Raw genomic sequence first — 14,282 nt, 5'->3', positions numbered from 1 at the left:
GGGACTATCCGCTGGAGCGGATGATGCGGGACGCGAAGATCACGCAGATCTACGAGGGCACCAACCAGATCCAGCGCGTCGTGATGGCCCGCAACCTGCCGTAACCCCTGCCGCGCCCGGGCACCCGGGCCGGCCGTCCGCGGCCCGGTCCGGGTGTTCGAGGCCGATGCTATGTTCCGGGAATGAGCGAGAAGGAAGAGCAGGACCGGCCCATGAACGACGGGCACCCGAAGCCCGCGATGCGCGAGGCGTTGGTCGCCGCCGCCTTCGAGCTCTTCCTGGAGCGCGGCTTCGAGCAGACCACGATCGACGACATCGTCTCGCTCGCCGGAGTGGGCCGGCGCTCCTTCTTCCGCTACTTCCCGGCCAAGGAGGACGTGGTCTTCCCCGACCACGAGCGCGGCCTCGCCGACATGACGGAGTTCCTGGAATCCGGCACCGGCGAGGAGGACCCGGTCCGGCACGCCGGCGACGCCGCCCGCCTCGTGCTGCGGATGTACGCCGAGCAGCCGTCCTTCTCCGTCCAGCGCTACCGCCTCACCCGCAAGGTCCCGGGCCTGCGCGCCTACGAGCTGTCCGTGGTCTGGCGCTACGAGCACACCCTCGCGCACTACCTGCGCGGCCGCTTCGCCGAGCGCCCGGACGGGCCGCTGCGGGCCGACGTGGTGGCCGCCGCGGTGGTCGCCGCGCACAACCACGCCCTGCGCACCTGGCTGCGTTCGGGCGGGGAGAGCGACTGGATGGCCGAGGTGGACCGCGCGATGTCCTTCGTCACCGACACCTGGAGCGAGCGCCCCGGCACCGGCGGCGCCCGCGAGGGCACCGGGGCGGGGGAGCAGGACGACGTCGTGGTGCTGGTCGCCAGCCGCCGCGCGCCGCTGTGGCGGATGGTGCAGGGCATCGAGAGCGCGCTCGGGGACGCCCGGCAGGTCCACCGGGACTGACCCCTCGGCCGTTCACCCGGACGGCGCAATCGGCGCGCGGCCGCACCCGGGGTTGCGTGCGGGTCCCCCGGGTGCGGGCGAGACTCGGTCGCAGGACGCGGCCGGAGCGGGACCGGCGCGGGGAACGCGACGGAGGCGGACGATGCCGGAGCCCAGCGCTGGTCCGGGCGGCACCGAGGACCCGGCGCCGGCCACCGGCCCCGCCCCGGCCACCGGCGCCGGCCCCGTCGCGGCGGCGGCCCCCGACCGGGCGCCCGCCCCGGCCCTGCGTCAGGTGCTGCTGACCAAGGGCTACCTGGGCCTGCTGCTGATCTCCGCCCTGGTCGGCGTCCCCGTCTCCCTGGCGGCCTTCTGGTTCGTCGGCCTGGAGCACCAGCTCCAGCACTGGGTCTGGGAGAGCCTGCCGGACGCCCTCGGCCACGACCGCGCGCCCTGGTGGTGGCCGCTGCCCGCGCTGTTGCTGGCCGGCCTGCTGCTGGCCCCGGTCGTCACCCGGCTGCCCGGCCGCGGCGGACACATCCCGGTGGACGGCCTGGGCGGTCCGCCGGCTCCGCCGGAGGCCGTGCCCGGCGTCGTCCTGGCGGCGCTCGCCTGCCTGCCGCTCGGCGCGGTGCTCGGTCCGGAGGCACCGCTGATGGCGATGGGCGGCGGGCTGGCGCTGCTCGCCGTCCGCCCGGCCCGCCGGGCGGCCCGGCCGCAGCTGGTGCCGGTGCTCGGCGCGGCCGGTTCGACGGCGGCGATCTCCACCATCTTCGGGAGCCCGCTGGTGGCCGCCGTGATGATGATCGAGGCGGCCGGCCTCGGCGGGCCCAGGCTCCTGCTGCTGATCATGCCGTGCCTGCTGGCCAGCGGCGTCGGCGCGCTGGTCTTCACCGGCTTCGGCCACTGGACGGGACTCTCCATCGGCGCGCTCGCGCTGCCCTCGGTGCCGCACAGCGGGACCCCGGACCCTGGCGACTTCCTGTGGGGCGTGCCGGTCGCCGCCGTCGTCGCGGTGGTCTGCGTGGCGGGGCAGACGCTGGGCCGGCGGGTCAAGGCGTTCACCACCGGCGGTCCGGATCCGGCCGAGGCGCCGCCGACCGCGTGGCGGACGGCGGTGCGCACGGTGCTGTGCGCCGTCGCGGTCGGCGCCTGCATCTCCGCGTACGCGCTGCTGACCGGCCGTTCGCCGCAGGAGGCGGCGCTCTCCGGCCAGGCGACCCTGGGGACGCTGGCCGCGGACCCGGCCGCCTGGTCGGTGTTCGCGCTGCTGGCGCTGACGCTCTGCAAGGCGACGGCCTGGGGCATCGCGCTGGGCAGCCTGCGCGGCGGCCCGATCTTCCCGGCGGTGCTGATCGGCGCCGCCGTCGGGCTGGCCTGCGCCCCGCTGCCCGGCCTCGGCACCGCTCCGGGCCTGGCCGTCGGCCTCGCCGCCTCCGCCACCGCGGTCACCCGGCTGCCGGTCACCAGCACGGTGCTGGCGACGGCGCTGCTGGGGGCCGAGGCACCCGATCTGCTCCCGTTGCTGCTGGTCACCGCCGTGACGGCGTTCGTCGCCGGCGAGCTGGTGCGCGGTCACCGCGGGCGGACCGCCGCCCCGGCTCCTGCCCCGGAGCCCGCTCCGGCGAGCGGGCCCCGCTGAACCCGGACGCCACCGGCCCGCGTTGAACCAACGGCAGGAGCAGGGCGTTTGCCCACGGTGTCATGGTCTGGTCGAATGGGCGCCGCAAGCGCTCAGGGGGCGGTGTTCGTTTCAGTTCGAACTGAGCGCACGTCAACTGCGCGGCCCTGATGGTGGGCTGCGGAGGGCGTTTCATCCGATGATATGATCACGGCGCTTGCCGGGGGGATCGGGCGGGTGTGAGACGGAAGGTCACCAGGGGCAGTCCGGGCGGTGAACCCGGTGCGGACGCCCGCCGGCCCACCCCCGCTTTGACGGTAATTCAGCAGCTGGCCGCCACTCTCCTGAAGAGAGTCCTATGACGCATTCCCTGCAGAATCCCATTCTCTGGGCTCTTCTCGTCGTCCTCCTCGGCGCAATCGCCGTCATTGTCCTCCAGCGCCGGGCGGCAGCGTCCGCGCGCCGGGAGTCCGAGGGGCTGAGAGCCCACTACGCCGCGTTGGAGAGCGATTTCTCGCAATCCGTCGAGGCGGCTCACGTGCGCGCCGACGAGGAGACCAAGACGGTCCTCAAGTCCGCCATGCGAACCCTCCAGGGCCTCGCCGCCGAGCAGCAGCTGGTCATTTCCCGGCTGCAGAACAAGTACGGCGACTCGGTCATCCTGGAGGACCTCCTGGAGATCGACCACACGAACTCGCAGTTCGGCCGGCGTGCCCAGTCCATCGCCGTGCTGTGCGACGGCTGGCTCGGCCGGCAGCGCGAGGTGGCCTCGATCTACGACGTGGTCCGCAGTGCGCAGGGCCGCATCCGGCATTTCCGGCGGGTGGAGATTCTCTCCCAGGTCGATTACGGAATCACCAGCCGGGCCGTCGAACCGGTGGCGCTCGCGCTCGCCGAACTTCTCGACAATGCTACCAGCTATTCCAGCCCCGACACGATGGTGGAAATCAATATCCGCACCGTGCCGAAGGGTATTTGCATCGTCGTCGACGACGCCGGTATCGGCATGAACGACGAGGAGCGCACCCGGGCGGAAGGGCTCCTGTCGAGCGAGCGGGCCCTCGGGGTCTCCTCGCTCGGAAACCCGCCGCAGTTCGGTTTCGCGGTGGCCGGTGTGCTCAGCGAGCGCTTCGGCTTCGAGGTTTCCGTGGATTCCTCCTCCCCCTACGGCGGTGTGCGCGCGGTTCTCCTCCTGCCGCACGAACTCCTCACCGCGATGCCGGAGCAGAAGCCGGCTCAGACCGGCCCCGGAGCCGCCGAGGCGGCCCGCAATCCGTTCGAGGCCGCGCCGACCGCGAGTGCCACCGGGCCCGACGGCCTGCCGAAGCGTCGCCGCAAGCGGCCGATGTCCGTCGTCCCCGCCGAGCCGGCCCCCGTCGGTGCCGAGGGCTTCGGGGCACCGGGCTTCGCCACCCAGGGCTTCGGCGGCCAGAGCTTCGCGGGCCAGAGCTTCGGCGCTCCGGCCACCGGGGCACCGGTCCGCTCGGGCGCGGAGACGGCGGCGATCATGGGCGCCTTCCAGCGAGGCACCCAGTCCGGCCGGGCCACGAATCCGGACGCCGCGGAAACGACGAGCAGCGCAACCGCTGCAAGCAGTGAAGGACATGAGTACCCGTGAACAACGATCTGTCATGGATGCTTGACAGTGCCCTGGAGATTCCCGGAGCCCTGCACGCGGTCCTGATATCCGCGGACGGCCTGCTGATGGCCCGGACGAAGGAGATCGGCAAGGACGACGCGGACCGGGTCGCCGCCGGGATGAGCGGAGTGCAGTCGCTGAGCCGATCGCTCGCGTTCTTCTGCAACGGCTCCCAGCAGCAGTGGCGGCAGACCCTGGTGGAGTTCGACGGCGGCTGGGTCTTCCTCATCTCCGCCGGCCAGGGCGCCTACCTCGGCGTCTCGGCCTCCCCGGACGTCGACATGGCGGACATCACCTTCCGGATGCAGCAGCTCGTCGGCCAGCTGGGCAAGGCGCTCATGGCGCCCCCGCGCGAGAACCTCGGCGTGCGCCCATGACCAGGCACGGTGAGCAGGCGCCCGACGCCGCCCCGCCCCTGGTGCGGCCCTACGTCATCACCAAGGGGCGGGGGCTGCCGGACGACCAGCAGCTCTCCCTGGTCACCCTGGTCACGGCGGCGGCCGGCGATCAGCAGCGCCCCAGCCGCAGACTCTCCCCCGAGGAGCAGGGCCTGCTCGAGTTATGTGCGGCGGGCTACCTCACGGTGGCCGAGATCGCCGGGCACACCCGGCTGCCCCTGGGCGTGGTGAGGATCCTGCTCTCGGGCCTCACCGAAGGCGGCTTCCTGCTCGTGCGGCCGCCCGTCGAGCGTGCCTCCCTGGTGGACACGCGCATCCTTGAGGAGGTGCTGCATGGACTTGAGGCCAAGTTTGGATGAGCGGGCCTACGTCCGCGACGGAGCCAACCAGACCGCCGTGAAGATCCTCGTGGTCGGGCACTTCGCGGTCGGCAAGACCACCTTCATCGGCTCGATCTCCGAGATCACCCCGCTGTCCACCGAGGAGACCATGACGCGGGCCGGGGAGGCGGTCGACGACCTCAAGGGGGTCAGGAGCAAGACCACCACGACCGTCGCCATGGACTTCGGCCGGCTGACCCTCAGCGACCGCGTCGTGCTGTACCTGTTCGGCACCCCGGGACAGCTGCGCTTCGTGCAGATGTGGGAGGACATGGCACGCGGCGCGCTCGGGGCGCTGGTGCTGGTCGACCCCGACCGGCTGGCCGACTCCTTCGCCGTGATCGACCTCATCGAGCAGTACGGCCTCGACTACGCGATCGCCGTCAACCGCTTCGACGGCACGCCGGTCTACCAGGAGGCAGCCCTGCGCGAGGCGCTGGACCTGCTGGACGACACCCCCGTGGTCACCTGCGACGCCCGCGACGAGAAGTCCTCCGCCGAAGCATTGATCAGACTGGTCCGTCACTTGCTGGACCGTGTCCACTAGGAGCAAAGAAAATGGACGCTGAGTCCACCGCACTCGTGCCCCCGCCCGGGTGCCCCGCCCACGGCACCGGCGAACGCATACCCCTCTACGGCTCGCAGTTCGCGGCCGACCCGCAGGCCTACTACGCCTACATGCGCCAGTTCGGCGCGACCACGCCGGTCGAACTCGCCCCGGGCGTCGAGGCCACCCTCGTCACCGACTACACCGCCGCGCTGCAACTGCTGCAGGACCCGGCCTCCTTCCGCAAGGACTCGCGCCGCTGGCGCGACCTCAACGAGGGCCGGATCCCCGCCGACAGCCCGGTCCTGCCCCTGCTGGCCTACCGGGCCAACTGCATGTTCAGCGACGGTGTCGAGCACCTGCGGCTGCGCCAGGCGGTCACCGACAGCCTCGCCCGGATCGACACCCGCCGGCTCACCCAGCGCATCGGGCAGATCTCCGACTACCTGATCGCCCAGTTCAGCGCCCGCGGCTCGGCCGACCTGGTCGGCGAGTACTCCAAGCAGCTGCCGCTGTTCGTCTTCAACGAGCTCTTCGGCTGCCCGGCCGACATCGGCGACCGGGTGCTGTTCGGCATCTCCGGCATGTTCGACGGCGTCAACGCCGCCCGCGCCGCCGACGTCCTGATGCAGGCCGCGGCCGACCTGGTGGCCCTCAAGCGGACCAGGCCGGGCGAGGACGTCACCTCGTGGCTGATGCAGCACGAGGCGGCCCTCGACAACGAGGAGATGGTCCACCAGCTCGCCCTGCTCCTGGGCGCGGGCGCCGAGCCGCTGCGCAACCTCATCGGCAACACGCTGCACCTGCTGCTCACCCAGGACCAGTACGCCCACAAGGGCGGCCTGATCGCCGAGGCGCTCGACGACACGCTCTGGGGCAACCCGCCGCTGACCAACTACGCGCCGCACTACCCGGCGGCCGACATGGAGTTCGCCGGCACCAAGCTGAACGCCGGCGACCTGGTGCTGGTCAGCATCGCGGCCGCCAACACCGGCGGGGCCGGCAGCAACCGGGCGCACCTGGCGTGGAGCGCGGGCCCGCACGCCTGCCCCTCCAAGGAGCCCGCCCGGCACATCACCGTGACGGCCATCGAGAACCTGCTCAACCGGCTGCCGGACATCGAACTGGCCGTGCCGGTGGACAGCCTGACCTGGCGCCCGGGCCCGTTCAGCCGGGCGCTGTCCGCGCTGCCGACCCGGTTCACCCCGGTCCAGGAGGTGCCGCGGCCCGCCACGGCGACCCGTCAGGCCGCGGCCACCCGCGAGGACCACTCCGCGGGAGCCCGCAAGGAGCGCGGGCTGTGGAGCTCCTTCCTCAGCTGGCTGGCCAAGTGACCGGGAAACCGGAAAGACCGGGCGTGCTGACGCTCGGGGAGTTCACCGCGGGTCAACTGCGGGGCCTGTGCGAGGTCGCGAGCCTCTCGGCGGACGACGCGCGGACCTATGCGGACGTCCTCACCGGGGCCCTGGGCCCGGAGGCCGGACGGCGGCTGGACCTGCCGCCGTCCGGCCGGACGTTCCTGTCCGACGACCACACGCCGGTGGAGTACTCGCTCTCCTTCCGGCCGGACGGCCCGCCCGACCTGCGGGTGCTGCTGGAGCCCGGCTGCGGCACCGCCGGCCTGGAGGAGAACGGCCGCGCCGGACTCGACGCGGTCCGTGCCATGTCCCGGCGCTGGGGCTTCTCCACCACCTGGCTGGACAAGCTGGAGGACCTCTTCCTGCCGCCCGCCCCGGAGGGGCCGCTGGCCCTGTGGTGCGCCCTGGAGCTGCGCCCCGGCGGCGTCCCCAGGGTCAAGGTGTACCTGAACCCCGCCGCCCGCGGCGCCGACCGGGCCGCCACGACGGTGCGCGAGGCGCTGGACCGGCTCGGCCACCCGCGGGCGTTCGCGGCGCTGCCGCCGGGTGACGGCTACCCGTTCTTCGCCCTGGACCTCGGCGACTGGGAGCAGCCCCGGGTCAAGGTCTACGTCCGCCACCCCGGCCTGCCAGCCGGCGCGGTCGGCGGGCTGTCCCGGATGGCCGCCGGGCCGACGGCGGAGGTGCTGCGGGAGTTCGCCGCCACGGCCGCCGGCACCGGGAGCGCCGACGACCGGCTCTCCGGGCTGCCGGTGCTGTCCTGCCACGTCTTCACCGACGCGCAGGACGACCGGCCGAGCGGCTTCACCCTGCACGTCCCGGTGCGCGACTACGCCCCGCACGACGGCGAGGCGCTGGACCGGGCGGTGGCCCTGCTCGGCCGGCACGGCATGGACCCGGCCCCGCTCCTGCGCGCCCTGCCCTCCCTCACCGGGCGGCGGCCGCAGGACGGCGCCGGGCTGATCGCCTACCTGGCGCTCGCCCACCAGCGGGGCCTGCCGGCCCGGCTCACGGCGTACCTCTCCGCGGAGGCCTACGCCGTCCGGCCGCCGTCCGGCTGACCGGACAGGGCCACCCGGGCAGGGGCTACGGCGTGCGGAACTCCTCCACGTAGGGCACCACGTCGATCTGGACGGAGGCGCCGAGCCCCTGCCCGTAGCGCGCGGCGATGCCGGCCAGGTACTCGTCGATCTCCTTGCGCATGACGTCCTCGGACGGCAGCGCCGCCTCGCCGGCGACGAGCCGGGCGACCCAGTCCGCCTGGGCCTCCAGGGCCCGGGTGATGGATCCGACCGGCCGGATCAGCCCCACGAAGTACAGGCCGGCCCGGTCGGGCACGACGATCCGCCGGTACAGCTCCACCCGGCCGCTCGGGCCGACCGGCCAGCCGGCGGGCAGGTACGGGTAGGACATCCGGTAGCCGGTGCACCAGACCACCGCGTCGGCCTCCACCTCGGACCCGTCGGTGAACCGGACCACGCTCCCGGCGAAGGATTCGATCCCCGGCTTCGGGGTCACCGCGCCGTGCCGGATCCGGGTGAAGATCTCGTCGGAGACGGTCACGGCGGAGGAGAAGATCGGGTGGTCGGGCTCGGGGAGGCCGTAGTCCGAGAGCCGGCCGCGGGCGACGATCAGGGCCTGCTCGATGTACTCGCGCCGCTCGGCCAGCGACATCCCGGTGAACCACGGCTCCTCGGCGATGACGTCGCACGATATGCCGAAGAGCTGCTTCGGGACGACGTGCAGCCCCCGGCGGACCGACAGCACCGTCCGGGAGGCGTGCCGGGAGAGGTCCGCGGCGATGTCCACGGCCGAGGCGCCGAGGCCCACCACGACCACCCGCTGCCCGCGGAACCCGTCGCCCTCCAGGTAGTCGACGGCGTGCAGCATCCGGCCGGTGAACGACTCGGCGCCGTCCGGCACCGGGTCGGGCAGCTGCGGCTCCGCGTTGGCGCCGGTGGCGACGACCACCCGCGCGAACCGCCGGGTGGCGCAGTCCCCCCGTGCGTCGCGGGTGGCGACCAGCCAGGAACCGTCGGTGTCCTGGTGGACCGACAGCACCTCGGTGCCGAACTCGACGCGCGGCAGCAGCCCCGCCCACTCGGCGAAGGCCCGCAGGTAGGCGGCCATCTGGTCGTGTCGCGGATAGGCCGGGTAGCTGTCCGGCATCGGGAAGGCGGCGTAGCCGGTGAGTTCCCTGGCGGTGTTCAGGTGCAGGGACCGGTAGCCCGGCCCGCGCTCCCCGGCCCCGGGTTTGCGCCAGATCCCGCCGACCTCCGGAGCCTGTTCCAGGCAGACGAAATCGATGCCCCGCACCGCGAGCGCGTGCGCGGCGGCCAGGCCCGACAGACCCGCTCCGATGACGCACACCGGCGCGTCTCCGCGCACATCAACGGCATACGACCCACCCGGGAAATTCCCCACGGAACACCCACCTTCCCATCAACCGGCATGGCCATCCCCCGTCGGCACCGCGCTGCGGCGGTGCGACGCCGACAAAGTAAACCTCAGGTCACGGCGGTCGAACAGGGACCAATGGCGTACAGGAAGTGCGTGGCCGGAAAACAACCAGGGCCGGGCGGGCGGAACGCAACACGAAAAGCGGGCCAGGATTTCTCCTGGCCCGCTCAGCGGTGTCCGAGGGGGGACTTGAACCCCCACGCCCGATAAAGGGCACTAGCACCTCAAGCTAGCGCGTCTGCCATTCCGCCACCCGGACGGGGTGTTGTCCTCACGGCTTCCTTCTGTTCGTCGGCCGCGCTGACAGATGTAACTGTAGCAGTGATCGGCTTCCGGTCCCAAAACGGCTCCGGACGGGGGAGCGCAGGTTGCGGCGGTGTGTCGCCGCGTTTCACGGGGGTGGATCCGGCCCGGGGGCTGGGAGAGGATGGGCGGACGTGCTCGTGCGGCCCCGGCGGAGGTCCCGGGGGTGGCGCTGGGGCGCCGGTGCGGGCCAGAGACGAGGAGTGACCGTGAGCGAGCGGAGCGAGTCGGCGGAGCGGGCGGCGGCGGCGCCGAAGGTGACGGGCGAGTCCGAGGTCGCGGACCTCTGCCGCGATCTGATCCGGATCGACACCAGCAACTACGGCGACGGCTCCGGTCCGGGGGAGCGGAAGGCCGCCGAGTACGTGGCCGAGCAGCTCGCCGAGTTCGGCCTCGAACCGCGGATCATCGAGTCGGCCAAGGGCCGGGCGTCCACCGTGGTCCGGATCGAGGGCGAGGACCGTTCGCGTCCGGGCCTGCTGATCCACGGGCACACCGACGTCGTGCCGGCGAACGCGGCGGACTGGACGTACGACCCGTTCTCCGGGGAGATCGCGGACGGCTGCGTCTGGGGGCGCGGCGCGGTCGACATGAAGGACATGGACGCGATGACCCTCGCGGTCGTCCGCGACCGGCTGCGCACCGGCCGCAAGCCCCCGCGCGACCTGGTGCTGGCCTTCCTGGCCGACGAGGAGGCGGGCGGCACCTACGGCGCCCGGTACCTGGTGGACAAGCACCCGGACCTGTTCGAGGGCGTGACCGAGGCGATCGGCGAGGTCGGCGGCTTCTCCTTCACGGTCAACGACCGGACCCGGCTCTACCTGGTCGAGACGGCCGAGAAGGGCATGCACTGGATGCGGCTCACGGTCGAGGGCCGGGCCGGGCACGGGTCGATGGAGAACGACGACAACGCCATCACCGAGCTGTGCGAGGCGGTCGCCCGCCTCGGGCGGCACCAGTTCCCGCTGCGGATCACCAAGACCGTCCGCGCCTTCCTGGACGAGCTGTCGGACGCGCTCGGCGTCGAGCTCGACCCGGAGAACATGGACGAGACGCTGCGGGTGCTCGGCGGCATCGCCAAGATGATCGGCACCACGCTGCGCAACACCGCCCAGCCGACCATGCTCGGCGCCGGCTACAAGGTCAACGTGATCCCCGGCCAGGCCACCGCGCACGTGGACGGCCGCTTCCTGCCCGGCTACGAGGAGGAGTTCCTGGCCGAGCTGGACAGCGTGCTCGGCCCGCGCGTGAAGCGCGAGAGCCTGCACTCGGACAAGGCGATCGAGACCAGCTTCGACGGCGCCCTGGTCGAGGCGATGCAGACCGCGCTGCGCGCCGAGGACCCGATCGCCCGCGCCGTGCCGTACTGCCTCTCCGGCGGGACGGACGCCAAGTCCTTCCAGGACCTCGGGATCCGCTGCTTCGGCTTCGCCCCGCTGCAGCTGCCGCCGGAGCTGGACTTCGCCGGGATGTTCCACGGCGTGGACGAGCGGGTGCCGGTGGACGGCCTGAAGTTCGGTGTGCGGGTGCTGGACCGGTTCATCGACGCCTGCTGAGCACGGGCCGGCGGCCCGCTCCCGGAGGGTCCGGGAGCGGGCCGCCGCCGTTCTGACAGATCGATTTCCTGTTCGTCGTATCACCGGTCTGGGTGAAGGGCGGGACTGCTCCGTACCCCGTTTGCCGCAACGTCGTTCCTTCCTGTGACGACCCGGAACCGATATCCGGGTGTTCATACAGGAGGAATGATGAAGGTCAAGAAGATCGCCGCCGTGACCGCCGCCGCCGGTGGCCTGGTGCTCGCCGCGACGGGTGTCGCCTCCGCCCACGGCGGTGCCGGTGCGCAGGGTGTGGCCGCGGGCTCGCCGGGTGTCGTGTCCGGCAACCAGATCCAGATCCCGGTGCACGTGCCGGTCAACGCCTGCGGCAACACCATCAGCGTGATCGGCGTGCTGAACCCGGCGTTCGGCAACACCTGCTTCAACGTCTGAGTCCAGGTCGGTCCTTGAGCCGGGCCCCCGGGCGGCGTGCGCGCCGTGCCGGGGGCGCTTGTATTTTCGGCACGCCCCATCGGTTCGTCCTAAACCTCCCTCGAAAGGGTGAATGGGAGCCCCGCCGGCCAACCTCGGCGCGCGTTCCTTCGTTCTATCCCATACAGCCGAGGACCTCTCCGCCCGATCGGAAATTCCGACTTTCGGGAGGTCATCACGTCGTCTCGAAATGTCAGGGGAAAATATGAGGAACGCAGCCAAGAAGGGGCTCCTCACGGCCGTGGCCACCGGCAGTGTGCTGGCCTCGACCGCCGGCTACGCCTATGCGGGCGCCGGCGCGGAGGGGGTCGCGGCGGGCTCGCCGGGCGTCGCCTCCGGCAACTCGGTGCAGGTGCCGATCGAGGTGCCGATCAACGCCTGCGGCAACACGATCGACGTGATCGGCGCGCTGAACCCGGCCTTCGGCAACAACTGCGCCAACACCTCCGGGCGTCCGGCCGGCGGCGCGCACGCCGGCGGCGGCCAGTCGGGCGGCGCCCACGCCGGGGGCGGCCAGACCGGCGGCTCGCACGCGGGCGGCGGCCAGGCGGGCACGGGAAGCGGGACGGGAGCGGGTACGGGCGCGGGTAGCGGCGCGGCCGGTGCGGGTACGGCGGCCTCGGGGGCGAGCGCCTCCGGCACGGCCGCGGGCTCGCCCGGCGTGGTCTCCGGCAACAGCGTCCAGGCGCCGGTGCACGTCCCGGTCAACGCCTGCGGCAACTCGGTCGACGTGGTCGGCGCCCTCAACCCGGCCTACGGCAACACCTGCGTCAACGCGGCCGCCCCGGCGCCCGCCAAGCCGGCGAAGCCCACCAAGCCCACCCAGCCGCAGGAGAACTGCCAGGAGGCCTGCCCGGAGGAGCACGTCCCGCACAACGCGCCGCCGCCCGCCGCGCCGCCGGTCACCCAGAGCGCCGCCGCGGCCACCGAGGGCGTCGCCCGGGCGGGCGGTCCGGCCGAGGCCGCGCAGCCCACCGGCGCCCCGTCGGCCGCGGAGCGGGCCGTCCCGGCCGCCGCGCGCGCCGCCGCCCCGGCCACCGCGGAGAACGGCCACCAGCTGGCCGCCACCGGCGCCGGCAGCACCGAACTGCTCGGCGCGGCCGGCCTGGCCCTGCTGATCGGTGGCGGCGTCCTCTACCGCCGCGCCCGCGCCGGCGCCCGCTGAGCACCCCGGACCCTCCGGACGCACCGGACGCGCGGCGGGCCTGCCCGCCGCGCGTCCGCCGTCACCAGCTCCGTACCTGCCGGATGATCCGCCGGCGCAGCAGCACCGTGCGGCTGCCGTCCGGGAACAGGCGGAGCCTGTCCAGTTCCCAGTGCCCGTACTCGGCGTGATCGGTGAGCAGTTGGCGGGCCGCGTTGCGGGACGTTCCGCGCGGCATGCGCAGCGACTGGTACTCGTACTCCGGCTGCCGGACCGGCTTCGGTGGGGTCAAAACGCTCCTCCTGTGGGACACCTGCGAGCAAGCCTACGGCCTGCCTCCGACAACGGGCCCGGGTATTTTCGGCCGCCCGGCCCCGCGCCTCGCTGACAGCGCATCAGTTCCGTTGCTCCTGGGGACGGCATACCCCCGGCGCGCCGCGCGAAGCGGCACCCGGACGGACCGCGCGGACGTCCCGCGCGGGCGCCCGGCGCGCGCCGCGGGGCGGCACCCCGGGGGACAGAACCACCCGGAACGGACATCGCGGGGGAAGTTGCGGTGAAATCGCGGGTGTAGGTGACAACCGCTGTGCGTACCGGCACCGAGGGGAGATAGCGTCTGCACCATGTCTGATGCCGCGCAGCCCACCATTGCCGAGGTACGCGCCGCCGCCGAGGCGGTCAAGGCCGCCATCGACCGTCATCTGGAAGCGGTGTCAAGCCAGAGCGCAGCGGACGATTCCGCTGTGTCCACCGCCTACGAGCAGCTCGCGACGGCGGCCATCGCGTACGACCAACTCCTGTACGAGGTCTACGACGAGGTCACCCCCTTCGAGGTCCCCGGCGACGAGGGCCCGGGCGGGTACCACGGCCCCGAGCAGCCCGAGGCGATCAGCGTGCTGATCCGCCGCGACTACCACGTGGTCGACCCGAAGCGGCTGCGCGCCCAGGCCGAGCGGCTGGACGACTCGCTGACCCCGGGCGGAGGCTCGGACGGCGGCGGGGTGAACGCCGCGATCGGCGTGCTGTTCGGCGAGTTCGAGCCGGACGAGATCGCCGCCCGCAGCGAGGAGTTCGGGCTGGAGGAGGCCGACTCCACGCTCTGGGTGGCGGCCGCCGAGCCGAGCGAGCCGGGGGAGTGGCTGCCGGAGCCGTTCGAGCACGCGGACCCGCAGCTGCTGATCTGCCGGTTCGACGTGAGCGAGGTCTACGACGACGAGGACCTCGACGACTGACCCGCGGAGACCGACCCGCGGTCCCCGGCCCCGCGCGCGCCCGCCGCGCGCGGGGCGGCGGGCGCGCCGCCGGGCACGGCGGTGACGGCGAGCGGACCGGCCACGGCGGTCGCGAGGGCGGCGGAGACGGACCGGAACGGGCGCTTCGAGCGCATGGTTTCGGACGTTCCTCCCGGGGCGGGGACGGGCGCGGCGGTCCCCGCCGGGGCGGCGCCCACCCTTCGCCGGGCCCCGGCCATGCGCCCAGGGC

At 73.1% G+C, this 14,282-nt stretch carries 15 protein-coding genes and 1 tRNA gene; 13 read left to right on the top strand and 3 right to left on the bottom strand.

The genetic code is table 11. The features are described from left to right. The 9 genes from ABT238_RS28210 to ABT238_RS28170 all read left to right on the top strand — a co-directional run. Nucleotides 1–104 (top strand): acyl-CoA dehydrogenase family protein (locus tag ABT238_RS28210; RefSeq protein WP_350797196.1); only part of this gene is annotated, 104 nt, incomplete at its 5' end. A gap of 135 nt (nucleotides 105–239) precedes the next feature. Then, nucleotides 240–944 (top strand): TetR family transcriptional regulator, encoded by a 705-nt coding sequence (locus tag ABT238_RS28205; protein ID WP_350572327.1) that lies wholly within the window; start codon nucleotides 240–242, stop codon nucleotides 942–944. A gap of 142 nt (nucleotides 945–1,086) precedes the next feature. Beyond that, complete coding sequence (locus ABT238_RS28200) at nucleotides 1,087–2,565, top strand: chloride channel protein (RefSeq protein WP_350572326.1); 1,479 nt, start codon at nucleotides 1,087–1,089, stop codon at nucleotides 2,563–2,565. A gap of 337 nt (nucleotides 2,566–2,902) precedes the next feature. Then, nucleotides 2,903–4,162: an ATP-binding protein gene (locus ABT238_RS28195; protein WP_350572325.1), complete on the top strand. Its 1,260-nt coding sequence runs from the start codon at nucleotides 2,903–2,905 to the stop codon at nucleotides 4,160–4,162. Further along, nucleotides 4,159–4,560 carry a roadblock/LC7 domain-containing protein gene (locus ABT238_RS28190; RefSeq protein ID WP_350572324.1) on the top strand — a complete coding sequence of 134 codons (402 nt, stop codon included), beginning with the start codon at nucleotides 4,159–4,161 and terminating at the stop codon, nucleotides 4,558–4,560. The genes ABT238_RS28195 and ABT238_RS28190 overlap by 4 nt, the downstream gene beginning before the upstream one ends. Further along, nucleotides 4,557–4,940 (top strand): DUF742 domain-containing protein, encoded by a 384-nt coding sequence (locus ABT238_RS28185; RefSeq protein ID WP_350572323.1) that lies wholly within the window; start codon nucleotides 4,557–4,559, stop codon nucleotides 4,938–4,940. The genes ABT238_RS28190 and ABT238_RS28185 overlap by 4 nt, the downstream gene beginning before the upstream one ends. Next, complete coding sequence (locus ABT238_RS28180; protein ID WP_350572322.1) at nucleotides 4,915–5,508, top strand: GTP-binding protein; 594 nt, start codon at nucleotides 4,915–4,917, stop codon at nucleotides 5,506–5,508. Before ABT238_RS28185 ends, ABT238_RS28180 begins: the two co-directional genes overlap by 26 nt. A gap of 11 nt (nucleotides 5,509–5,519) precedes the next feature. Further along, a complete protein-coding gene (locus ABT238_RS28175) occupies nucleotides 5,520–6,842 on the top strand; it encodes a cytochrome P450 (RefSeq protein ID WP_350797095.1) in 1,323 nt (440 codons plus the stop codon). Between the two features lie 23 nt (nucleotides 6,843–6,865). Beyond that, nucleotides 6,866–7,927 (top strand): tryptophan dimethylallyltransferase family protein, encoded by a 1,062-nt coding sequence (locus ABT238_RS28170; RefSeq protein ID WP_350572320.1) that lies wholly within the window; start codon nucleotides 6,866–6,868, stop codon nucleotides 7,925–7,927. 25 nt (nucleotides 7,928–7,952) lie between these two features. On the opposite strand, the gene ABT238_RS28165 is transcribed toward ABT238_RS28170, so the two are convergent. Together ABT238_RS28165 and ABT238_RS28160 are read right to left on the bottom strand one after the other, a co-directional pair. Then, on the bottom strand, nucleotides 7,953–9,236 hold the full coding sequence (locus ABT238_RS28165; RefSeq protein ID WP_350572319.1) for a flavin-containing monooxygenase: 1,284 nt from the start codon (nucleotides 9,234–9,236) through the stop codon (nucleotides 7,953–7,955). Between the two features lie 264 nt (nucleotides 9,237–9,500). Continuing rightward, nucleotides 9,501–9,585 (bottom strand) — tRNA-Leu (locus tag ABT238_RS28160). Between the two features lie 253 nt (nucleotides 9,586–9,838). Between ABT238_RS28160 and ABT238_RS28155 the strand changes: the two genes are divergently transcribed. The 3 genes from ABT238_RS28155 to ABT238_RS28145 all read left to right on the top strand — a co-directional run bounded on the left by ABT238_RS28155 (nucleotide 9,839) and on the right by ABT238_RS28145 (nucleotide 12,821). Beyond that, nucleotides 9,839–11,185 (top strand): M20/M25/M40 family metallo-hydrolase, encoded by a 1,347-nt coding sequence (locus ABT238_RS28155; RefSeq protein ID WP_350797055.1) that lies wholly within the window; start codon nucleotides 9,839–9,841, stop codon nucleotides 11,183–11,185. 186 nt (nucleotides 11,186–11,371) lie between these two features. Beyond that, nucleotides 11,372–11,617 carry a chaplin gene (locus ABT238_RS28150; protein WP_350572317.1) on the top strand — a complete coding sequence of 82 codons (246 nt, stop codon included), beginning with the start codon at nucleotides 11,372–11,374 and terminating at the stop codon, nucleotides 11,615–11,617. A 244-nt stretch (nucleotides 11,618–11,861) separates the two neighbouring features. Then, nucleotides 11,862–12,821 carry a chaplin gene (locus ABT238_RS28145; protein WP_350572316.1) on the top strand — a complete coding sequence of 320 codons (960 nt, stop codon included), beginning with the start codon at nucleotides 11,862–11,864 and terminating at the stop codon, nucleotides 12,819–12,821. A gap of 61 nt (nucleotides 12,822–12,882) precedes the next feature. On the opposite strand, the gene ABT238_RS28140 is transcribed toward ABT238_RS28145, so the two are convergent. Beyond that, the gene (locus ABT238_RS28140) at nucleotides 12,883–13,092 is read right to left on the bottom strand and encodes a DUF5703 family protein (RefSeq protein WP_037846781.1); all 210 of its coding nucleotides are present in this window, start codon (nucleotides 13,090–13,092) and stop codon (nucleotides 12,883–12,885) included. A 331-nt stretch (nucleotides 13,093–13,423) separates the two neighbouring features. Here ABT238_RS28140 and ABT238_RS28135 point away from each other — a divergent pair, with 331 nt between their 5' ends. Then, nucleotides 13,424–14,032 (top strand): hypothetical protein, encoded by a 609-nt coding sequence (locus ABT238_RS28135; RefSeq protein ID WP_350569232.1) that lies wholly within the window; start codon nucleotides 13,424–13,426, stop codon nucleotides 14,030–14,032. Nucleotides 14,033–14,282: the final 250 nt, after the last annotated feature.

The sequence above is a fragment of the Kitasatospora sp. NPDC001527 genome, assembly GCF_040298605.1.
Taxonomy (GTDB): Bacteria; Actinomycetota; Actinomycetes; order Streptomycetales; family Streptomycetaceae; genus Kitasatospora.
Note: the sequence above shows the minus strand (reverse complement) of the source record. Positions and strands in the feature narration are given on the sequence as shown.